The sequence below is a fragment of the Denitratisoma oestradiolicum genome (assembly GCF_902813185.1).
Classification (GTDB): domain Bacteria; phylum Pseudomonadota; class Gammaproteobacteria; order Burkholderiales; family Rhodocyclaceae; genus Denitratisoma; species Denitratisoma oestradiolicum.
Genome location: NZ_LR778301.1, coordinates 1936872 through 1959363, shown reverse-complemented (window position 1 = coordinate 1959363; position 22492 = coordinate 1936872). Strand labels below are relative to the sequence as shown.

At 59.7% G+C, this 22492-nt stretch carries 17 protein-coding genes; 14 read left to right on the top strand and 3 right to left on the bottom strand.

Annotated features, from left to right (window positions below; all coding sequences use genetic code 11):
* Positions 1-129 precede the first annotated feature (129 nt).
* Positions 130-2394 carry an nSTAND3 domain-containing NTPase gene (locus tag DENOEST_RS09085; protein WP_145769081.1) on the bottom strand — a complete coding sequence of 755 codons (2265 nt, stop codon included), beginning with the start codon at positions 2392-2394 and terminating at the stop codon, positions 130-132.
* 2 nt (positions 2395-2396) lie between these two features.
* Positions 2397-4967 (bottom strand): AAA family ATPase, encoded by a 2571-nt coding sequence (locus DENOEST_RS09080; RefSeq protein WP_232096481.1) that lies wholly within the window; start codon positions 4965-4967, stop codon positions 2397-2399.
* 847 nt (positions 4968-5814) lie between these two features.
* Here DENOEST_RS09080 and traW point away from each other — a divergent pair.
* The 10 genes from traW to DENOEST_RS09030 all read left to right on the top strand — a co-directional run bounded on the left by traW (position 5815) and on the right by DENOEST_RS09030 (position 15759).
* Complete coding sequence (gene traW, locus DENOEST_RS09075; protein ID WP_145769079.1) at positions 5815-6438, top strand: type-F conjugative transfer system protein TraW; 624 nt, start codon at positions 5815-5817, stop codon at positions 6436-6438.
* Complete coding sequence (gene traU, locus DENOEST_RS09070; protein WP_145769078.1) at positions 6422-7435, top strand: conjugal transfer pilus assembly protein TraU; 1014 nt, start codon at positions 6422-6424, stop codon at positions 7433-7435. The genes traW and traU overlap by 17 nt, the downstream gene beginning before the upstream one ends.
* A 4-nt stretch (positions 7436-7439) precedes the next feature.
* Positions 7440-8141 carry a type-F conjugative transfer system pilin assembly protein TrbC gene (gene trbC, locus DENOEST_RS09065; RefSeq protein ID WP_145769077.1) on the top strand — a complete coding sequence of 234 codons (702 nt, stop codon included), beginning with the start codon at positions 7440-7442 and terminating at the stop codon, positions 8139-8141.
* 11 nt (positions 8142-8152) lie between these two features.
* Positions 8153-9328, top strand: coding sequence for a hypothetical protein (locus DENOEST_RS09060; RefSeq protein ID WP_145769076.1), 1176 nt, complete (start codon positions 8153-8155; stop codon positions 9326-9328).
* Positions 9328-11409, top strand: coding sequence for a conjugal transfer protein TraN (locus DENOEST_RS09055; protein ID WP_170228064.1), 2082 nt, complete (start codon positions 9328-9330; stop codon positions 11407-11409). Before DENOEST_RS09060 ends, DENOEST_RS09055 begins: the two co-directional genes overlap by 1 nt.
* Positions 11406-11819, top strand: coding sequence for a hypothetical protein (locus DENOEST_RS09050; protein ID WP_145769074.1), 414 nt, complete (start codon positions 11406-11408; stop codon positions 11817-11819). The genes DENOEST_RS09055 and DENOEST_RS09050 overlap by 4 nt, the downstream gene beginning before the upstream one ends.
* 43 nt (positions 11820-11862) lie before the next feature.
* Positions 11863-12156 (top strand): HU family DNA-binding protein, encoded by a 294-nt coding sequence (locus tag DENOEST_RS09045; RefSeq protein WP_145769073.1) that lies wholly within the window; start codon positions 11863-11865, stop codon positions 12154-12156.
* A gap of 127 nt (positions 12157-12283) precedes the next feature.
* On the top strand, positions 12284-12529 hold the full coding sequence (locus DENOEST_RS09040) for a helix-turn-helix domain-containing protein (protein ID WP_145769072.1): 246 nt from the start codon (positions 12284-12286) through the stop codon (positions 12527-12529).
* Positions 12526-13896, top strand: coding sequence for a HipA domain-containing protein (locus DENOEST_RS09035; protein WP_145769071.1), 1371 nt, complete (start codon positions 12526-12528; stop codon positions 13894-13896). The genes DENOEST_RS09040 and DENOEST_RS09035 overlap by 4 nt, the downstream gene beginning before the upstream one ends.
* A gap of 627 nt (positions 13897-14523) precedes the next feature.
* A complete protein-coding gene (locus DENOEST_RS09030; RefSeq protein ID WP_145769070.1) occupies positions 14524-15759 on the top strand; it encodes a tyrosine-type recombinase/integrase in 1236 nt (411 codons plus the stop codon).
* A gap of 34 nt (positions 15760-15793) precedes the next feature.
* Here the strand turns inward: DENOEST_RS09030 and DENOEST_RS09025 are convergent, their stop codons facing one another.
* Positions 15794-16054: a helix-turn-helix transcriptional regulator gene (locus DENOEST_RS09025; RefSeq protein ID WP_145769069.1), complete on the bottom strand. Its 261-nt coding sequence runs from the start codon at positions 16052-16054 to the stop codon at positions 15794-15796.
* A 245-nt stretch (positions 16055-16299) separates the two neighbouring features.
* Here DENOEST_RS09025 and DENOEST_RS09020 point away from each other — a divergent pair, with 245 nt between their 5' ends.
* From DENOEST_RS09020 to DENOEST_RS09005, 4 genes are all read left to right on the top strand, one after another.
* A complete protein-coding gene (locus tag DENOEST_RS09020) occupies positions 16300-16644 on the top strand; it encodes a DUF2946 family protein (RefSeq protein ID WP_145769068.1) in 345 nt (114 codons plus the stop codon).
* A 116-nt stretch (positions 16645-16760) separates the two neighbouring features.
* On the top strand, positions 16761-18080 hold the full coding sequence (locus DENOEST_RS09015; protein WP_145769067.1) for a TolC family protein: 1320 nt from the start codon (positions 16761-16763) through the stop codon (positions 18078-18080).
* Entirely contained in the window at positions 18077-19378 is a 1302-nt protein-coding gene (locus tag DENOEST_RS09010) for an efflux RND transporter periplasmic adaptor subunit (protein WP_197970565.1), read from the top strand. The genes DENOEST_RS09015 and DENOEST_RS09010 overlap by 4 nt, the downstream gene beginning before the upstream one ends.
* Before the next feature lie 9 nt (positions 19379-19387).
* Complete coding sequence (locus DENOEST_RS09005; protein ID WP_145769066.1) at positions 19388-22480, top strand: efflux RND transporter permease subunit; 3093 nt, start codon at positions 19388-19390, stop codon at positions 22478-22480.
* The last annotated feature ends 12 nt before the right edge of the window (positions 22481-22492 follow it).

Below are 22492 nucleotides of genomic sequence, written 5' to 3'. Positions count from 1 at the left end.
AGGCGGTAATCAACGTCAAATTCGTTCGAAGGTTGTGTTTTCGAGTACTTGTGCCATTTGGAATGGGTTGCGTGTGGGTTGCGTGGTTCGTGATTGATATACGTCCGACATGCAGCTAGAGCCCGCTCCTCAGACGTCGACATCGTCGAAAATGCTCCGGGTACCATGTGGCTTGTCGATCGTCCCGGCTGAGCCGAGTGATCGGGGTGCCCTATCTGGAAGTGCACGGTCGTTGTCGTTGATCCAGTCTTTCGCCAGGTCGATCTCGCGATCAATGATCCGCACCGCTTCCGCGTCATCGCCGAACTTGTCCTTCAGCGTCTTGAAGCTTTCGAACAAATGTTCCATGTATTCATCGGCAGGTTCGTCAGCCCTGTATCCATCCTGTTCCTTTTCGCGCACCCAGCTCAGCCTTGGTAGTAGGTCTGAGCGGACACTGGCGATAACCGCGTCGAATTCAGCATCTGTGAACACGCTGCGAATGTCCTCGTCGTCGAGCGCGTACACGTCTTCGCCGCTGATGGCATATGCGCTAACGGCTTGAACGAAGGTTTTCCTGTTCTCCTCCGGCAGCAACCCGAACTCATGCAAACGCATAGCGAGGGCTACCTCGGAAGAAGAGCTCAAAGACAGGCTGGGACGGCAAACCTTGTCAATCAGTTCCGGGTTCGTCTGAAGGTAGAGGGTCAGAAATTCCTTCGAGCACCGCCGAGTGAGGAATGAATGCAGCGACCACTTCGCGCCCCAAATCGCCAGATGCTGGGACTTGTATTTGTCGCTCGCAGTGAACTCCGTAAGCCGCTCGATCATCTGCGGATAGAGCGGCTTCGGCACCATCACCGCTTGCTCAATACCGACATTGCCGCAGGTTACCTGCTCGATCAGATTCTCGGTGGCGCTTCCCAGCAGGAAGATGCCCAGAAGGTCCGGACTCCGAGCCAACGCCGAAGCGAACGCGTCGCCGATCGTCGGGTGTTTGAAGCGCCATACCGATTCACCGTCCGCCTGCTGGTGCAGGACGAGACTGCCATTCAAGGACTCCAATGCCGTAATGCATTTCCCGAGGCTACTGCCTAGCCTGCGCAGCGCATCTTCTTCCGTTTCCTGCAATGAAATCGGACTTTCGAGATAGTCCTTCTTCATGTAGATAAGCGCTAGCGCCGCCATGCTGTCCTTGTCCAAACCGTCGAGCACTTCCTGCAGCAATTGCTCCCGCTTCTGCACGAATTGACCAAGGCGATACTCCGTCAGATAGAGCCGCTTGGTGAAGTTACGGTCCGCAAGCCGCCTGGCGATTTCGGGAATGAAGCGAGGGTGTGCCGCCACCGATGGAAGATGCGGCTTGATCTCGGCCCTGAACGCGGGGAGCTGATTACCGAGCTTCAGATGGTTGTAGAGGATCTGCTCCTTCTCTTGGATTGAGAGGTTGTGAACGTCGATCACTACTTGGCTCTCGTTGAACAGCGGGAAGGCGCCTTCTTTGAGATCACGCCGGGCACGCTTGTAGATGTAGTCCCGCGAAGTCATCACGATCTTGGCCCCCTGGCGCAGCATCGTCCTTACCTGCGGCAGGATGTGGTTCCACGAGTGCGCCAGAGACGATTCGTACTGCATGATGCCGAAGGCGTCATCGACCCAGAAGAACTGCGACGGCTCCTCCGGATTCCATCGCTCTTCCACCTTGGCGGGATCATTCAGCTTCAGCACTGACGAGCCCCATTTATCGGCAGCGGCCATGGCCAACATAGAGGCGATCGTTGTTTTGCCTGCCGCCGGCTCGCCAATCAGCATCACGAACCCGTGTTCGTTTAATGCCTCCACCGCTCTTCCGTAGGAGGCCGTGATGACCACCTTCGCGAGGTCTTCGCGCATCGACTCCAGCACCGCTCGGGCTTGTGCATAGGCGCGCTCATCCAGAATCTGGCTCAAGTCTCCGAGCCCATACATGCGCGGCACATGCATGCGCAGGCTCTTCTTCTCCCTGACCTGCTGATTGATCCAGGTGGAGCCAAAAACCAACACATGCTGAACGCCGACCTGGGCGAGCAGGGCTTTAACCTTGGCCGTCTGCGTCCCCGAAACTCCGGCATTCGTCATCAGTATGTAAACGTCGCACTGACCTACGGCGACGAGCTTGCAAACTTTCTCGATCTCGTCCTTGATGTCTGATGGCTTTAGGTTACGCCCGGCGTCCGCCGTGAACTTGCACTGGATCACGAAGCGGCCTGCATAGACTTCGCCCGGCGCAGGAGTCCAGGTGCCGGCAAACGCGCCATCCTTGCCCGCGTCGTTCGAGTCGAGGAACGATTCGACGGTCTGCCCCAGAACCTCGCGGCAGATCGTCTGGCATAGCTGCTGAAAACTGTTCCACCCCAGGCGGTGCAATTCGTACATGGCTACCGGCCTACGCGAAGGTCAAGGCCATCCAGCGCCTCAAGGGTTTGAACCACAGTCTCCACAAGGTCAGCGTCAAAGTCATCCCGGTTCGCTTCTTCGTGCGTACCCTTGTTCAGATAGGTCCACACTAGATTGGCGGCCGGGATGCCAAGAAGCCGGCCGTAGGCGGCCACCAGCAAGGTCTTGTTGGCGTGATTGAAGGTCGCTGCGTCTTTCAGCCGTTTGAAGAGAGCTTCGCAGAGGTTGCGCAAGCCGGGCTCCGCGCCGACGCCAGCGAGCTGCAGGTTCAGCACGCCTAGATCGTGGCTGGCGAGCCAGCGCCACACCTTCTCAGACAGCATCTCGAGGCCCTGCCGGCAAGACGCCAGGGCCTCGCGGTTGTCCAGTGCGTCTTTTGACACACGGGCCTTCACCACATAGTTCTTGCTCGGGACATTACCTGTCACGCGAGGCTGGTAGTTACCGGTGTGGTTGAGGAACAGGTAAACCTGGCAATCGCCACGCCGCTGGGCGGGCAAGTGCTGCTGGATGTCCTTGATGAACTCGTTGCTGTGGCAAGTGACGATGAGTTGCGTTTGGGCGAAATGGTCACTCTCGAAGATCGTCTCGCGGATACCGCTGCGGTGGTCGTGGTCGATAGCGTTGATCGCGTCGTCGAACACGATCAGCGGGCTTTGGATGCTCTGGCCCTTGGCAAGGAGGATCGCCAATCCCAAGCAACGGATGTGGCCTTCGCTCAGGATGCGCAGGGCGTCCACGCGGACCTGCGGGTTGCCCCGGAAGGAAATCTCAATCTTCTGTTCGCCGGTCACTGGCAGATGGAGCGCCGCGAGCTTGTCTGGTTCCAAGTCGTTGCGGTTGAACTCGTTGTAGAGATTCATGGCCGCGTCGTTAAGGCCAGCCATGAGGGTTCCGGGAAGGTTGTTGCGGTAGGTTTTGAGCAAAGCTAGGAAGCGGTCGTATGCGGCCTTGATTGGAGTGTCGCGCGCGATCTCGAGCGCTTCCTGGGCAACGTCGCCGATGAGTGCCGCGTTGTCTACATCGAACGCCGCGATTCGGCCCTTGGCCGCTGCTATGCCATCGACAAGCTGTTGTCGCTTCAAATCTTGGGCTTGGACAGACAGTTGGAAAGCAATGAGTCCGTCACGCTCGGTGATGTTGCGTTGGCGCTCCTGGCGGGCCAGCAGCGTGGCAGCGTCTTGCACCGCCACGCAGTCGGCGACGGCCAAAATCTGCGCTAGCGTCACGGCGGCGGCTACAGCGCCGCCCTCCTGCGGCACTTGGGCGGGGTAGACCGCCGTCCACCAATCTCCTACAGGCTCGGCAGCTAGGCCGGCAAGGTATCGGCCCATCGGCGTCTCTTGCTCCCCTTGAGTTGCGACGAACGCGGCCAGGTTGGCAAGCTGCCGACGGAGCTCGCGTGACGCGGTGGCAACTTTGCCTTGCGCGGTCTCGCGCTCATCTTGCAATTCGCCGAGTTCCTTCAACTGCGCCAGGCCGACCGTGGCCTTGTCGAAGGGGTTGGATTTCGCGTCCGTCAACGGGGTGTCACACGCCGGGCAGTGGTCGCCTTCGGTGGCTTGCAGAGCCAGAACTGCGGTGTAGAGGTCTTTGAAAGAAACTTGGCTGCTGCGGGCCTCGAGCTTGGCGGCGATGCCTGCGAGATCTTCTTGGCCTAGGCGCGACGCTTCAAAGGCGCTTAGCAGGCCTTCACGCGAAAGGCCGATGGCCGCAGGTGGCACGGCGTTGAGGATGCCTTCGAGCTGCTGCAGGCGACCGGGCGCTTCGGCCGTGCCGATAAGCGCCTTGAGTCCCGCATACGTCATGCCCGCAGAGTACGTAAGGGCGAGGGCAGCCTCTTCGTTCGCCAGGTCCAGCAGGGCTTTCGCCTCGCCATTGACCGTGGCTTGGTCAGTGGCCAGGGCGTTGCGCTTCCCGGTCAACGCGAGTTGCTTGGTGGCGGTCAGCGTGAGCTGCTGGTCAATGGACTCGTTGAAGTGGCCCACGAACTCGTTGAACTTGTCCATTCCGAACAGTGTGGCGATTAGTTCGGTGCGTTGAGCGGGCGGCCGAGCGGCGATTCGGGAGAACGCGTCGATCCGGTTTTTCTCGATGAAGCAGAACCGGAATGTGTCCGGGTTTGAGTTGACCGCGACTTCCCGATTCTGATTGTCGGTCGCCCGCAGGGCCGGCGGCTCAAAGCGGCGCGCGTGGAGGTTGGCGAGATACGTGCGTCCGTCGATGCGTTTGGTCTCGGCCTCTTCGACCGAGCCCAGCAGGCCATATTCCAGGCCTTCGCAAAAGCTGGTTTTGCCGCTGCCGTTGGGGCCGTAGAACAGGATGACACGCTTTTGTAGATCGAAGGGCTCGGGCGTCCGAAAGCCTCGGAAGGGGCCGATAGTCATGTCCCGCAGCCGTTGCCACGGCCAGGCGCCATCGGCCGCCACAGCTTGAATGTCGGGCGGTCCGTCGGGCGTCTGGGCCAAGACCCTGCGGGCGTGATTGACCAAGTACGTGGACCGCTGGCTGTGCTGGCGAACGGTTTGAGCCAACCCATCAAAGTTGGACAAGGCAAGGTTCGCCAGTCGCTTCACCTCTGGGGGGGGCTTGGTGGCTGGCAGATGCAGCCACGCTACAAACCGCTCAAAGTCGCGCTTAGCAGATGCCATATACCCCCTTGTATCGTTCTCCTACCCACGCACTATGTGAACTGGTCATAGCGAAGCCCAGGTGCAAGTAGGTGTTTACGCCAACCCTAGGGGCTTGACCGCGTGAGACGGTCAGCGAAGTCTCAGACGTTGGGTTCAGCCTGCATTTTTAGGGGCCGCCGATCAGCAACGTCGGGTGCATGGCCGGCACTTGCCTGACGTCATAATACAAGCAATCGCTGCACTGCCGACTTAGAGCGTGGAAACCTGATTGTCTCTTCAGGGTCAGATTCGGCTGTAGCCAGCAGTGCCAAGCGGTCATTCGACCAGAATTCCAGGGCTACGACAGCCGACCACCACACTGCGGCCGTTGGTGGCGACACATCCCAACGACCGTTGTGGTCGACGAGTACTTATCGGTGGTGCAATTTTGAACGTCTACAGTCTTTGGTTCTGCTGCCGTTCGTCTTGGCAATTCTAGCGAACGGCGAACGTCAGCTACCATGCCTTCCAGCGGATGGGGAAACTGGGTATCCCCTGATCCCGCGTACTGCGGAATTCTCACGCACACTTGACGCCCCGCGCCGCAGAGCCGCTTGTATGCTGGGAAATAACTGGAAGCACGGGATCTCTGTGCTTCAAACCGCAGCCCCATTGGTCCGATTGCTGTGGCGCATCGCACCCAAGCTGAGGCGTGGATTCGAAATGCGACCGAAACGTCCGTATTTCAGAATCCGGCGCCGGTATCACACGGCCAGAATCGATCGCCATGTCGATTCACGTCCGCTTCCTTGTCCTGCTGCTTATCGGCTTAGCGCCCATTGCCCGTGCCGATGATCTTGGCATCGTCGGGCCGACCTACGAGATCGCTGAACCAGACCTGATCGAGGCCATCCAGTCGCGTCTCAAGCGAATGGAGAAGAGCGGCGATCTGGCCAGGAAGCAAACGGAATATCGGGATCGCGTCGTCGGCGCCATCGAGAAGCCAAAGCCGCTTCCAGGCATCAAGGCGACCGCGACACAGCGCACTTACTTCGTTGATCCAACCTGGACTCTGGATCGGGACATCCGCGGCGCAGACGGCGCGCTCTTGTTCGCTCGCGGGCAGAAAGTGAATCCGCTGGACCACGTTTCGTTGCGGCACAAACTGATCTTCTTCGATGCACGGGATCGACGGCAGATTTCCTTTGCGCAACAGGCAATACGCAATGTGGATGAAGACGCTAAGCCCATCCTGGTTGCTGGCGAGCCGCTGAACTTGATGCGCAAATGGAAGCGGCGGATCTATTTCGATCAGGGCGGGGCGCTCGTGCGACGGCTGGGTATTCGCCAAGTACCGGCCATCGTAAGTCAGGATGGAAAGAGGTTGAGAGTCGATGAAATTCGCCCATAACCTCCTTCGTTGCTTGCTGGTCATGCTGACCACTGGACTGGCGTTCCCAGCATTCGCCACAGCTACCTGCACGGGGCGTTTTGCCAATCCGATCACGGACATCTGCTGGAGTTGCATGATGCCGTTGCGCTTCGGCGGCCTCGACCTTGTGTCGCTTGATCAGGAAGACACGCCGAATCCCGGCGGCTCGCCGGTATGCCTTTGTCCGTCCCAGTTGCGAGTGGGTTTCAAGGTGAGCTTCTGGGAGCCGGTGAGGCGCGTGGATGTCGTGCGTCAGCCGTTCTGCATGACGAGTCTCGGTGGCATCGAACTCAATCCCGGATTCGATGCGCCGCGAGGATCGCGGTTCAGGCAGGACAGTACCGCGACATCATCCTTCTATCAGGTGCATTGGTACGTCGATCCGGTCATCTTCTGGCTGGAGGCGATTTTCGACAACGCCTGCCTGGAGCAAAGCTCGTTCGATGTCGCCTACCTCACCGAGTTGGATCCGATGTGGAACGACGATGAGCTGACCTTCATCTTCAATCCGGACGTGGCCTTGTTCGGCAATCTCGCTGCGCGGGCAGCGTGTGCGGCCGACTGCGTGTCGGCAACCGCCGGTTTTCCCTCGAACGCCTTGTTCTGGTGTGCGGGATGTCAAGGAAGCCTGTATCCGCTCAATGGCAACGTACAAGCCCATATCGGCGGGGTGCAGGCATCCAGCCTGGAGATGACCCGCCTGATCGCCAAGATGCATCGTGAGGGACTGATGTGGGCGGCCTCTGGCGAGGACGGTCTCTGTGGTTACTACCCGCAGCCGATCATGGACAAGACTGGCTACAAGTATCAGATGCTGTACCCGATCCCGCAGACGGAGAAGATCGCCGGCAAGTGCTGCCAACCCCTGGGACGCTCGACGATCCTTTGGGGTGCCGGTAAAGAATATCCGTACGAAGGCGAGGACTTCGCCTACATGGTTTTCCGGAAGCGCAACTGCTGCCAGGGAGCGTTTTGAAGCCATGACCCGATATCGGTGGGTACTCCTCATCGCGATTCCGATGGCGAACTTCGCGGTGAATTCGGCATGGGCACAGGCTGCTTTACCTACCGACTACGATATGCGATTGGCACGTCAGCGCATGGAAGAAGCGCTGAAGGGGGGCGGGCTCCCCAAGGAAGTGAATCGGTCGTCGGTGCCGCTGATCGAGGCATTACCGAAGCCGGTCGCCAAGAGTCCAGACCTTGCCAAGATCGCCGAGTCCTATCGCCCAATGCCGGCAATGGCCACCGCAAAGTCGGCCGACACGCCTGAGTTGATGGTGTTCGTGTCTTTCTCGATGCCGAAGGAAGCCCTTGAACGAATCGTTATTCAGTCGGAGAAGTCCGGCGCTGTCCTTGTGTTGCGCGGGCTCAAGGGAAACTCGCTGACCCGTATGGGCGAAGAGCTGGCAAGCCTGGTCGGGAAGCGGAATGTCACGGCCATCATTCATCCTCCCGCGTTCAAACAGTTCAAGGTGACGCAAGTTCCTGCGTTGGTGCTTGCGCGACCCTCGCTGGCGACCAAGATCGGCGAAGACGGATGCGCATCTCCTGCAAGCTTCATCAAGATCGACGGCGACGTTACCCAGGATTACGCCCTCGACCTCATCGAGCGGCAGTCACCGGCGTGGGCGGACGCGGCACGGCGCTACGCCGCAAAGCTGGCTGGGCGTCGTCCGTGAGGTGTCTTTTCTTGGTCATAGCGCTCGTCGCAAGCAATGCGCTCGCGCAGGCGTATGACTCAAGTGCGGCGTTCACCGAGGGGAGGGCACTCGGGTCGGGCTCGATCGGCGGCACCTTTCAGGGCATCGGCAGCGGGAATGCGGCGTCGATGGTGCCGGGCTATGGGCAAAGTGCTTCGCAATCCCAGTTGTTCCAGGGTGGGCAGGGACAGTTGTCGGGACCGGGAGTTACCAAGGTTACGGATTGCGCCGGCCAGACGCCCGATGCGGATGCCTACCGGCGGCAGGATTGCGACGCGGTGAATTTCGTGGCGCGCAATCCGAGTCTGCGGCCTGCATTTTCAATTGACCGGGCCACCGATCCGCTGATCAGTCGTGCCAATGCCATCGCGAGCAATCCGACCCTGCAATTTACCGGAATCAACGTGGGGTCGAGTACGGAGCAGTGCCGTGTCGTGACAGATACGACACCGGCAACCTTCACGACCGAAATCTGTACCGAGTATCGTCCGGTGACCAGCAATCTATGTTCGACCGCGCGCCAGATCACGGTCGATCAGAATCATCTCTATCAATGCGTCGAACAGATGCAGACGCTCAGTAATGCGTCCTGCACCATCGGCCAGCAGATCGCGGTCAGCACCAGCTACAACTATCAGTGCAATCAAACGGTACAGGGATACGAAACCCTGAGCTGCCGGCGAGGCGTATCCGCCACCGTGGGGTTTGGTCAATGCACGCCCGGTACGTGGCTGGGTCGCACGGCGTTCATGGATTGCAGCTATTGCTACGACCCCTACATGGCCATGAACATCTTCTGCGGCAGCGATGGCCGGTCTTATACCGTGGAGCCCTACCGGTCTTACGACGGCGTCAATCGCTTCGACTACAACTGGATTGGCTATGCGTGGGATGGGAGCTACGGGCAGTTCCCGGTCGCGGTGGCTCCTGGGCAGTCGGTCACCGACTACTACGTCAGCAACCTTGGGTTCGGCTGCAATCTTTATGTGTATTTCAGCGTCAGTTGCAACTCGACGACCTGCACGCCATCGATGCGAAACGTCAGTTCCGGTTGCAATTCTGCGGGAGGAACCGGATCGGGGGCGCCGCTTCAACTGCCGATGTCGAGGACGGTCAGCAACTGGACGTCAAATGAATGCGCCACACTGCAACAGCGGGCGCAGTAATGAAGGTACTGGTGTTCGGGGTTCTGCTTTTCATCGCACTCTGCGGACGATCGATCGCCGGCGATTGTCGGCTGGAAAGCTCGACCTGCGTCGATAGCACCGCCAGCAAAACGATTTCAGGCGTAGTGGTGACCTTGGCCGATGTCGGCGGCTGTTGGGAGTATCAGGACAACTACACCTGCATCAAACCCAATTCCATTGACTACTGTTCGGCCCTGACGGCTGCCGGTTGTGGGCAGACCAGTTCGACTTGTAGCGACACGGCTTTCAATGGCACCTGCAATACCTACACGAAGACGTTTCGCTGCGGCACCAGCCAGGGAACGCCCACCAATACCGTTCGCCTCGACAACACGTACACGCTGGCGACGGATACCGCCAACACCAGCCAGTGCACCAGCTACGCCCAGAATTCCCACTGTCGTCTGGCGGCACATACCTGCGTCGACTCAACGCCCTGCAAGGTCGACTCCAGCGGCGCCACGGTGTGCCTGGCCGGAGTCACACCGCCGGCGGGCGGACTAAATTCCACGGCGACGTGTTGGAGTTATCAAGATGACTACTCCTGTATTGCCGAGAATCACATCGACTATTGCGCCGCCATCAAGGCCACCCAAGGATGTGCGGTGGTCAGTTCGACCTGCGACAGCACGGCGTTCGACGGGTCATGCAATCAATACACCCGACGGTACCAATGCACCAACGTAACGGCGTCGACGAGTACCGCGACGGTCGTCGAACTCAACACGTCCTACACCATCACGTCCAACACGCTGGATAGCAGCCAATGTGCGTCGCTCGCGCAAAGCGCCAATTGCGTCCATGCCGCGAGTACCTGCACCGACAGCACGCCCTGCAAGACGATCAACGGCCTGCAGGTTTGCCTGAACACCGTATCGCCCTTACCTGCCGGCGCGCAAAGCTCTGGTGATTCCTGCTGGGCCAGGTCTGAGGACTACACCTGTGCCGGCACCACGCTGACCAACGACTGCCAGGATCTGATCAATCGCGGTTGCACCCAGGTCTCCTCGCAATGTATCGACCAGCTCGCTTCCGGGGCGTGTGACACGAGCGAACGAACCTATTCATGCCAAACGTCCCCGGCCTCCCAGACGCAACGGACCGTCTGCGATCAGCGTTCCTTTTGTCAAAGCGGGACTGGATGTTTCGATACCAGCAATCCGGCCGATCAGGATTTCGGAAGATCGATGGCGTCGATGGAAGCGGCGCGCGAAGCCGGTGTCTATGGTGCGGATCAGCAACTATTCAAAGGCGTTGGCGAACAGTGCCGCAAGAAGCTCTTTGGTCTGGTGAATTGCTGCAAGAAGGGCGGCGGCGGGGCGGCCCGAAGCAATAACGTATTGATGGCCACCGCCATTCAGGGGGCCGTTGCAGGCGGGCAGGTGGCGATCAATGCCGGCAGCAAGTACATGTTCGACTTCATGTACCCCCAGTTCACGAGTTACATCGAGGCCGGCGCCCAAGCCATGATTTCCTCGGAGGTGCTCTTCACCCCGACCAATTTTCAGCCGTCGTTCAGTTTCTACGGGCTGACGTTCTCGACCGGGACGGTCACCAGCGGCCTGCTCGGTGGCCCGATCTACTCGCTCGGATCGCTGGGGAGCTTCAATCTGTACTTCGATCCCTATTCGCTGGCCGCGGCCGTCGCGCTGCAACTGCTCTCCGAATTGCTCTCCTGCGAGCAATCCGAACAGCTCCTGGCCATGCACCGGGATGCCAATCTTTGTGTCCATGTTGGCTCCTTCTGCTCGGCGCGCGTTCCGATTCTTCGCACCTGCATCGAGCAGACCGAGTCGTACTGCTGTTTCAACTCGCGTCTGGCCAGGATCATCAATGAACAGGGCAGGGGACAGATCGGCAAAGGCTGGGGAAGCGGCGAGAGTCCGAACTGTTCGGGCTTCACGACCGCCGAGTTCGAGCGGCTCGACTTTTCTCGGATCGACATGAGCGAGTTCATTCAGGAAATCTCGTCGAGCGTCCGCGTCCCGAGCGCCAGCTCGTTTGGGCAAAACGTGCAGGCCACAGTCCAGCAACGCGTGAATAGCTACTACAACCGATGAAACGACCTCTGACGGTACCCGCGATGGCACTTTGTTTCTTTGCTTTCCTGACGAGCGAGGATGTCCTTGCTGCGGATTTGAAACAACACCTGTTGGCCGCAATCGAAGCCCCAACCGGCAAGTCCGAGGGGGAATTGAGCGGAGCCATGGCTGAATTCTTCAAGGCGCAAACCCGGTCGTCGGCGTCGGTCCGTGTCCAGGTTAAAACGATCAAGAGATTTCCAACGGCGGGATGCTCGCGCCTGGAGGCCACCTTGTTGCAAGAATCTGTCCCAACCAGCGACGGTGGTCGAATTCCATTCGCTGTCCGCTACGAACTCAATCTGTGTCGTGATGGTCGTCCGCCTTCCGAGGGAATGGACCTCGACGCCGCATCACAGGCACTGTCACCGAAGCCATTGCCCCAATGATGAGAGAATCCAGTTTTTTTCATAACCGAAAGGACGTACCACGATGAACAAATCCGAGCTGATCGAAGCGCTGGCCACGAAAGCTGAACTTTCCAAGACGGTCGCCGGTCGTGCGCTGGACGTTTTGGTAGAAGAGATCGTGACCGCAGTCGCCAAGGGCGATTCGGTGACACTGGTAGGCTTTGGCACCTTCAAGTCCGCAGATCGCGCAGCTCGCGAGGGCAAGAATCCGAAAACCGGCGAGACGCTCAAGATTAAGGCGACGACCGTGCCGAAGTTCTCGGCAGGCGCATCCTTCAAGGAGCAGGTCGCGAATAAGGGCAAGGCGAAGAAGTAATTCGATGGGGCGTTGCCGAAACACCGCAATGCCCCCGGAAAACAATCAACGACCGTTGAGTTTTTCTTGCTTCGTAACTCGGAGCAGGGCAAAATTAAACGGTCGTTTATCTTTTTTGGAGGCTCCGATGGCGGTCAGGGAAATCAGCATTGTCTCGATCAGCGAACTCGGGGACACCCTTCGCCGCGTTCGCAAGGAATCTGGGCTGACCCAACGGGATGCCGCCGCCCTGTGTAACGTGAGCTTACCCTTTCTGAACGGGTTGGAGCAGGGCAAGGCTACTGCCCAGATTGGCAAGGTTCTGTCCGTCTGCCATCGCTTCGGTATCGAGGTCAAGCTGAGACTCCCCATGGCGCCGGGTGACGCAACATGAGCAAGCTGCGCGTCACGGCCAATGGCACACTGGTCGGTACCCTGGCGGTGATCGGTGGCCGCTGGTCGTTCAACTACGCCCCGGACTGGAGCGCCTATGCGCTTTCGCCAAGTTTGCCGCTGGCGACGCGTGAGTATCAGGATTCGGGGGATGTCCGGCTCGTCGAATGGTTCTTCGAGAACCTCTTACCGGAAGGCCGGCTGCGCGAGCTGATTGCTTCGCGGGACCGCATCGATCCGAGCGACACTTGGGCCTTACTGATTCGTCACGGGCAGGACACGGCCGGGGCGCTTTCCCTGCTTCCCGATGAAGCTGGCGAAATCCAGATCGAGCAAGAGATCCTGCTTCCTCTTTCGCGAGAGGCATTGCAAGAAAAGATCGAGGAATCGCGCACGCGCAATTTGCCGCTCATGGCGTCCTGGGACGATGTTCGCATGTCTCTGGCCGGCGCCCAGGAGAAGCTGGGCCTGCGCATCGATACGCAGGGTGCAATGTTTCTTCCGGAAGGGACGGCCGCCTCGACGCATATCGTCAAGCCGGAGAACGCCAGCGCGGATTTCCCGTTCTGCCCGGCGAATGAGTTCTTCTGCATGCGTCTGGCTGCCGAGCTGAAGGTTCCGGTTCCCAACGTCGATCTGAAACATTTGCCGGAGCCGCTGTACGTCATCGAACGTTTTGACCGGGAGTCGTCCGACCCGAAGGGAGAGCCCGGAGGAGCCGCTATCCGGCGACTTCATCAGATCGACCTGTGTCAGGCGCTTGGGGTATCGCCCTCGAAGAAATATGAAAGCGAGGGCGGGCTGGGCTTGCACCATCTGTTCGAGGTTCTCCGGGGTACATTTATCGACCGTCCAGTCATTGCAGCCAACGCGGTCGTGCAATGGGTTGCCTTCAACTACCTGATCGGCAATCTCGATGCGCACGCCAAGAACATCGCCTTCTTGATGCGCGGCCAGAAAGCGGTGGTTGCGCCGTTCTACGACATGCTGTGCGTCGAGGCGTATCTGCCACGGGCAACCATGTCCATGGCCATCGCCGGTGAAAACAAGCCTGGCTGGGTCGAGGGCATCCACTGGGATGCGATGGCCTTCGAGGCAGGGGTGGCGCCAAGGCTCGTCCGCGGTGTTTTGTCGCGAATGAATTCTGACCTGCCGGACGCGATCTCCAAGGTCATCGGAGATGAACGGCTGCTGCCTACCGAACGTGACTTCATCCGCGAAAAAGCGCTGCCGGTCATCGAGGAACGACGGGGGTTCGTTACCGATGCCCTCAAGGGCAGGCAATCAACCGTCATTGAGCTATTGAGCCGACGAGAGCTCGATCCAGAAGTGGTTGAGCGGCTGAAAGCTCTTTCGCGTTCCACCTAGTCAAGAAACGATGGGACAGACTGTGCGCACCTTTACTGATCACGTATCCCAAGATACGTCTGACGGTATCAAGATCGCTGTTGCCTGCCCGATACCGTCAACCGGATCAATGCATCTCTGCTACGATCAAGACTCGTTTGGGATCGCCTGTAATCCGATAGCCTCCGATAGTTATCGAAAGGTCGTTTTTTCGGGACCGCCCGGAGACCCGCATGAATACTAAGCATTCTTCTGGTGACGGTATCGGTGACGGTATTACGGTAAAATCAACGAGCCAGAACCAGCATTCATGCGGGTTTCACGGCTCAAGAGATAATTGAGTGGGAATGAATAATTACATAGGCTTTCGGTACTATTCGTACCTATTCAGAAAACACGAAAACCCCTTGGTAAAACAAGGGGTTTTCTGTTTTTGACTATTCCTGACTATTCAGGGTAGCCCACTTCTGGAGACGGTATCGGTGACGGTATTGGCATTTCTTAAGACCTTCCGTAACATCGATACCGTCAACATCAAATGGACGCGTTGACGGTATCGTGAAATGCAAAACCCAGTAACCATGCGGGTTTGCTGGCGAAATTATGGAATTTTGCGTTGACGGTATCGGCGACCAGGAAAGGGCCACTATGCTTACCGATACCCAACTGAAGAACCTCAAGCCGACCGGCAAGTTGTACAAGCTGGTCGATCGTGACGGCCTCTATGTGGCGGTTACCCCGTCAGGAGTTGTTTCCTTCCGATACGACTATCGACTCAACGGTCGGCGCGAAACTCTCGTTCTTGGTCAATACGGTCCAGAAGGACTTACCTTGGGCGAGGCCAGGGAAAAACTGATCGGAGTCAAGAGGGAAATTGCTGCGGGGAAGTCACCGGCAAAGGAAAAGCAGCGCTCGATTCAGAAGTCGAAAGCAGCCAAAACTTTCGGCGAATTCTCAACCTTGTGGCTGAGCGAATACCGCATGGCGGATAGCACTCGGGATATGAGGAAATCCGTCATTGATCGCGATATCGAGCCCGAGTTTGGCCGACGTCTTCTCAAGGAGATAGCGTCCGAGGATTTGCGGGCATTGTGCGAACGAGTCAAGACACAGCGCAATGCACCGGCCACGGCCGTTCATATCCGGGACATTGTTGCTCAGGTCTTCAGGTTTGCGATTGAGCGCGGTCACAAGGTCGCGAATCCCGCCGACGATGTCAGGGCATCGTCGATCGCGACATTCAAGCCCAAAGATCGGGCGCTTTCTCCGGATGAAATCAATGTTTTCTTCCGAGAACTGGACTTGGTACCTACGCTGCCAACCATCCGGTTGGCGCTGAAGCTTGTTCTTCTTACGCTCGTCCGCAAGGGGGAGCTTCTCAATGCCACATGGGATGAGATGGATTTCGTTGGCGCCAAGTGGACCATCCCCGCGCAGAGAATGAAGGCCAGAAGACCCCACGTTATCTACTTGTCCGACCAGGCCATGGACATCATGATTGCGCTGAAGACTTGCGCTGGCGGATCCAATTTCATCTTGCCGTCCCGGTATGAAGGTGACAAGGGTATGTCCAACAACACCCTCAACCGCGTTATAACAGTCACGGTCGAGCATGCGAAGAAAAAGGATTTGCTTTTGGACGATTTCACCGTTCACGATCTCCGCCGAACGGGTTCAACGCTGTTGCATGAGGCGGGATTCAATACCGACTGGATTGAGAAATGCCTGGCCCATGAGCAGAAGGGAGTCAGGGCGATCTACAACAAGGCAGAGTATGCGGATCAGCGCAAGGACATGCTTCAGCAATGGGCAAACATGGTAGATGCGTGGATTGCCGGAAAAGAAATCACGCCCATTCATCGTCCCTCCCGCGCAGCGGCGTAGAAATCTGATGCTACCGAGCGGGCTGGTGTCGGCGTCAGGCCTGTTTTCGGACAGGTCTGAATTTGCGTTTTTGGACATCAGGGGAAAGGTGAGATTGGATGAGGGCTGTGCGTCTTTCTTGGATCCAGCTCTCCACTTCGTCAAGGTCCCATACAACGCAGCGTGGCGTCAGATTGAATCTATTCGGAAAGCCGCCCGACTTTTCGAGCCGGTAAATTGCCGAGTCGGAAAGCGGGATGAGACGGAGTAGTTCTTCGCGTCTGATCAAGCGCTTGACCTGTATTGGTTTGCTCATTGTCGATTCCTGACTATTCAGTGCTATCGACAATTACAGCTTGCCGCGGGTTGGCTGTGTTTTCGAAATCGATCCAAAAAGGGCGCATTTCGAGATTACTGCTTACACTGGCGGCCAAATACTATGTTGCATCGTGGGCTGCGGTGGGCACCTCAGATCGATTGAAAGCGTTCGATCCATGCAATAGGAATGCAATAGGAAGCTGTGCTATCTCAGCGAGATGAGTCCTGATATACTTTGTAGCGATGCGTACCTACCTCGCCTTCATTCTTGCCGTGCTGCTCTCGCTGAACGCCGCCTTTGCGGTTGCGGCTAGCTATTGCCAGCATCAGAAGGAATCTCCGCAGGCTGCGCATTTTGGGCATCACATGCATCAACATGATCGTTCGACGCACAAGTCGAGCGACACCGGCACCCAGATCGATCCTGACTGCGGATTCTGTCACCTGTCGTTCTCGTCGTTTGTGCCGGCTATGTCGCCGATACTGGGCGATAACAGCCCGCCCCAGCTCGTCGCACCACCTGTAGCGGAGTTCCGCTCCACTACCGTCGATCCCTTCGACCGTCCGCCACTCGCCCGGCTCGCCTGATCCGGCGGGACGCGCTTCAACTTTTTTCGTCCTTGACGGCTGACTGAGTCCGCGCTAGCGGGCTGTCGGTGCGTCCCGTCGGATTCTTCGCATGGTTCAACTTGCTAAGGATTTCGATGAATAAGACGCTATTGCTATCGCTAGGGCTGCTCGCCGCGCTGCCTGCCCTCGCACAAAACTCGCAGCACTTGGTCAAGGTGGTAGCGACACCCGCGCCCGCCGGACTCGCTGCTCCGGCGACTGACCTGCCGCTGACCCTGGAGCACGCCTGGCAACTCGCCGAACAGGGCAATCCTGCCCTGAAGAGCGCCCGGGCGAATCTCGCTGCCGCCGAAGGACAACTTGCCGACACGCAGGCCTTGCTCTGGAACAACCCGCAGATCGCTGCCGAGCGCCTGCGGCGGACGGTTCCCGATCCCACGCAAAACGAACGCACGCAGCGCGAGTGGGCCATCGGCCTGACCCAGACGCTGGAGATTGCCGGCCAGCAGGGCTACCGGCGCGCGGCGGCCGAACAGGAAATGGCGGCGCTACGCGAAACGATCGAGGAAATCCGGCGGCAACTGCGCGCCGAGGTCGAGCAAAAGTTTGTCCGCGTGGTGGCCCTGCAACTGCGCGCCGAAATGGAAACGGGACTGGTCGACCTGATCCGGGAGAACAGCACCGTCACGCGTAAGCGCTTCGACGCAGGCGAAGACACGAAGCTCGACGCCAACCTCGCCGAAGTCGAACTCGGACGGGCACGCAACCAGCTCGAAACCGTTGGCGAGCAGTTGATCCAGGCTCGCGCGGAACTGGCCACCCTGCTGCAACTGCCGGCAGAGAAGCTTCCGGCGGTAAAAGGCGCGCTCGCCGTTAAACCAGGGCTGCCCTATACCCTCGATCAGCTACTCACGGCGGCAGCCGGGCGTGCCCAGTTGCGCGCCCTCGATCATCGCGAGCAAGCCGCGCGTAACCGCCTCGGCCTCGAACGGGCGGCAGCCTACCCGGACATCACCGTCGGCCTGAATTCCGCCCGCGAAGGCCCTGGCGATGCCCGCGAGAAGATCATCGGGTTGAGCGTATCAGTTCCCTTGCCGCTCTTCCGGCGCAATGGTGCAGGCATCGGCAAGGCGTCGGCCGAGCTGACCCAGGCCGAGATCGAGAAACAGGCTGCCGGCCGCGATACCCGCGCCCGCGTCCTGGTGCTGTGGCAGAAGCTCGATAGCTTGCGCCAGCGAACGCAGCGGCTCGATCAATCGGTGCTGCAACGCCTCGAAGAAAACCAGCGTCTGTCAACCGCTGCCTACCGTGCCGGCGAGATCAGCCTCGTCCAGATGCTTCTTGCCACCCGGCAGGTTCTCGACACCCGCCGCGAAGTGCTGGAGGCCATGACCGACTTCGCCCTGACGCGCAGCGAATTGGAACAAACCGCCGGCTGGAGCGCGAGCCAATGAAGCCCACATCCGCCATCGCCGGCCAACCCACACGCATCGGAAAAGACCTCATGAAGACATCGAAAACCGACCTGACGCTCGCCTTGGCCATTGGCTTGGCGACGCTTGCCCTGACCGCTTGCGACAAGCCGGAGCCGACCGCGAAGGCTGCACAAGCGGCAACGCAACCAGCCGGCGCGGCAAGCGGCGGCGCAGACAAGGCCGGTGACAAGCACGGCGAGCACAAGGAAGGCGAAGCAGATTTGTTGAAGCTCACCGCCGAAGAAATCGAGACCGCCGGAATCAAGGTCGACGAACTTGCGGCGCAGGAAATCAGCGAACAGTTGATCGTAACCGCCACCATCCGTCCCAACCAGGACCGCATCACGCATATCGCGCCACGCGTACCGGGGCGCATCGTCAAGGTTTCCGCCAATCTCGGCGATCCGGTCAAGGCCGGCCAGGCGCTGATCGTCCTCGACAGCCTGGAAGTCGGCGAAGCCCACTCGCTCTATCTTCAGGCGAAGACCCAGCTCGCGGTGACCAAGGCCGACTTCGAGCGGGCCGAGAAACTGCACGGCGAGCAGATCATCGCGCAGAAGGACCATCTGCGTGCCCACGCCGAATACGACAAGGCGCAGGCTTCGTTCGCCGCGGCCGGCGACAAGCTGCGCATGCTCGGCGTCGGCCCGGCGCCGGCCGAGGACGGCCGGGCGGTGTCGACCTTTCCGCTGAACACGCCGTTCGCCGGAACGGTCATCGAGAAGCACGCCATCCTTGGCGAACTGGCGCAACCCGACAAATCGGTATTCACCGTCGCCGACCTGTCGCGCCTGTGGATCGAGGCCAACCTGTTCGAGAAGGATCTCGGTCGCGTCAAGCCCGGCGCCGAGGCGACCGTCACGGTAGACGCCTATCCCGGCGAATCCTTCCAAGGCAAGCTCACCTACATTGCGGCGGTCGTGGACAAAGAGACGCGCACCGTCCAGGCCCGCGTCGAGGTTGCCAATCCGGGCGGCCGGCTCAAGCCCGAGATGTTCGCCACCGCCGCGATCCGTACCAGTGGGACCGCCGCTGTCGCCGGCAAGGACAAGGTACTGGTCTTGCCGCAGGAGGCCGTGGTGCTGATGCAGGGACAGCCGACAGCCTTCATCGCCGAAGACGGCGGTTTCGAGCCGCGCGTCGTCGAACTCGGCGACAAGCTGCGCGGCAAAGTTGTGGTCAAGAACGGGCTGAAGGCCGGCGACAAGGTGGTGGTAGCCGGTACCTATGCGCTCAAGGCCCGCCTGCTCAAATCGCAAATCGGCGATTCGCACTGAGGATCGATCATGCTCAATTCCATTGTCGATCTGTCGCTGCGCTACAAAATCCTGGTACTGGTCGGATTCCTGCTCGTCGTCGTCTTCGGCGTCCAGGCGTTTCGCTCCGTGCCGGTGGACGCCTTCCCGGATGTGACCCCGATCCAGGTCAACGTCTACACCGAATCGCCGGGACTTGCTGCCGAGGATGTGGAGAAGCTGCTCACCTTCCCGATGGAAACGGCCATGGCCGGCTTGCCCGGGGTGGAAGAAATCCGCTCCGTATCGCTCTTCGGCCTGTCCTTCGTCAGCGTCTATTTCAAGGACGACGTCGACATCTACTTCGCCCGCCGGCTGGTCGGCGAGAAGATGCTCGAAGCCAAGTCACGCATGCCCGAGGGCTACGGCGAACCGACGCTGGGTCCGAACTCGTCGGGACTCGGACAGGTGTTCTGGTACACCATCGAATCGGCCGACAAGAAGCTGAACACGATGGACCTGCGCACGCTCCAAGACTGGAACGTCCGCCTGCTGCTGCGCACCGCTGCCGGCGTCGACGATGTCACTTCCTGGGGCGGCGAAGAGAAGCAGTTCCAGGTGCTGATCCAGCCGCACAAGCTGATCAAGTACGGGCTCAGCTTCAAGGCCGTGATGGAAGCGCTGGCGGCCAACAATCGCCAGGTCGGCGGCCAGTACGTCAACCTTGGCCGCGAGCAGTACCTGGTGCGCGGACTCGGCCTGGTGACCGGCAGCCGCGACATCGGCAACGTCGTGATCACGCAGCGCGAAGGTTCGCCGATCTACGTCCGCGATGTCGCCGAGGTCAAGGAAGCACCCGGCCTGCGTTTCGGCGCGGTGACTCGCAACGGCCACGAAGTCACCATGGGCACGGCGCTGTCGCGCATCAACGAAAACGCCAAGAACGTCGTTGACGCGGTCAAGGCCAAGGTCAAGCTCGCCGAGCAGGCGCTGCCCAAGGGGGTGTCGATCACGCCGGTGTACGACCGCACGGAACTGGTCGACAAGGCCCTCGCTACGGCCGAGAGCGCACTGCTCGAAGGCTCGATCCTGGTTGCCATCATCCTCTTTCTGTTTCTTGGCGAAGTCCGCTCGGCGATCGTCGTCGTCGTCACGCTGCCGCTGGCGATGCTGATCGCCTTCATCCTCATGCGCTACGTCGGCATGTCGGCCAATCTGATGTCGCTGGCGGGGTTGGCGATTGGCATCGGCATGATGGTCGACGGCGCGGTGGTGATGGTCGAGAACGGTTTCCGCCTGCTCTCGCATCAGGCCGGCAAGACGGTGAACCGGACCCACGTCATCCTGGAAGCGGCGCGCGAGGTGATCAACCCGATCGCCTTCGCCATCCTCATCATCATCGTCGTCTTCCTGCCGCTGTTCTCGCTCACGGGGCTCGAAGGCAAGCTGTTCAAGCCGATGGCGCTGACCATCACCTTCGCCATGGTCGGCTCGCTGATCCTGACGTTGACGCTGGTGCCGGTGCTCTCGGCGCTGATCCTGAAGCCGAAGGAAGAAAAGGACACGGCGCTGGTGCGCTGGGCCAAGCAACTGTACCTGCCGCTGCTCGACTACGCGCTCGAAAACAAGCGAAAGGTCATCACTGCGGCCGTCGGCTTGCTGCTGGCGGCGCTCGCCACCTTCCCCTTCCTCGGCAAGGAGTTCATGCCCAACTTGCAGGAAGGCTCGATCATGTTCCGGGTGACCGGAATCCCGTCGACCTCGCTGGAGGAAAGCATCGAAGTCTCGAAACGCTTCGATGCGCTGTTGAAGCAGAACTTCCCGCAGGTGAAATCGACCCTCGCCACCATCGGCCGTTCTGAAAAAGGCGAAACCGCCGATGTCAATTACATGGAAGTGCTGGTCGACGTAAAGCCGCAGAACGAGTGGCCGAAAAAGATGCCGATGCCGGAACTCTCGGGACAAATGCAGGAGTTCATGGAAAAAGCCATCCCGACAGTCGTCCTGAGCGCCACCCAGCCGATCCAGATGCGCGTCGAAGAGTTGATCTCCGGCGTGCGCGCCACCCTGGCTCTGAAGATCTACGGCGAGGATTTGACCACCCTCGACCGCCTGGCCGGCGAAGCCAAGGCGGTGCTCGACAAGGTCCCCGGCGTCGCCGATCTGGCGCTGGAAGCGAACAAGGGTAAGCCGCAACTGGTGGTCAAGGTCAACCGCGACGAGGCGGCGCGTTACGGCATCAACGCCGACGAGATTCTCGAAGTGGTGCAGGCCGGCATCGGCGGCAAGACTGTCAGCACGGTCATCGACGGCGTCAAGCGCTTCGAACTCCAGGTGCGCCTCGACGCCGCCTTCCGCGACAGCCCGCAGGCGATCGGCGACATTCCGATCCGCACCCAGTCCGGCGCGCTGGTGCCGCTGTCGCGGGTCGCCACCGTCGACACCGACGAAGGCTACTCTTTCGTCCGCCGCGAGCAGTTGCAGCGTTATGCCGTGCTGCAGCTGGATGTGAAGGGTCGCGACGTCGATGGTTTCGTCAAGGAAGCCGACGCCAAAATTCGCAGCCAGGTGAAACTGCCCGAGGGTTACTGGCTGGAATGGGGCGGTGCTTTCGAGAACCAGCAGCGGGCGATGGCCCGGCTCGCCGTCATCGTGCCGCTGACAATCGGCCTGATCTTCCTGCTGCTGTACACGGCCTTCAATTCCCTGGCGCACGCTACGCTGATCATCGCCAATGTTCCGTTCGCGGTGATCGGCGGCGTCTTCGGTTTGGCAATCACCGGGCAATACGTTTCGGTGCCCTCGGCCATCGGCTTCATCGCAGTGTTCGGCGTCGCCATGCTTAACGGAATCGTCCTGGTGTCCTTCCTCAACGACCGGCGACGACAGGGATTCAGCATCCGCGAGGCGGTGCGCGAGGGCGCTGCGCTGCGCCTGCGGCCGGTGCTGATGACCGCCTCGGTCGCAATCCTGGGGTTGATTCCGATGTTGCTCTCGCAGGGCGTCGGCGCGGAGACACAGCGCCCCCTGGCGACCGTCGTGGTGGGCGGGCTGCTCACTTCCACGGCACTGACACTGCTACTGTTGCCACTCATGTATGAATGGCTTGAAACCCGCAGGGAACGCGATAGGTCGTCGGTCTGACAAAAGGGAAAA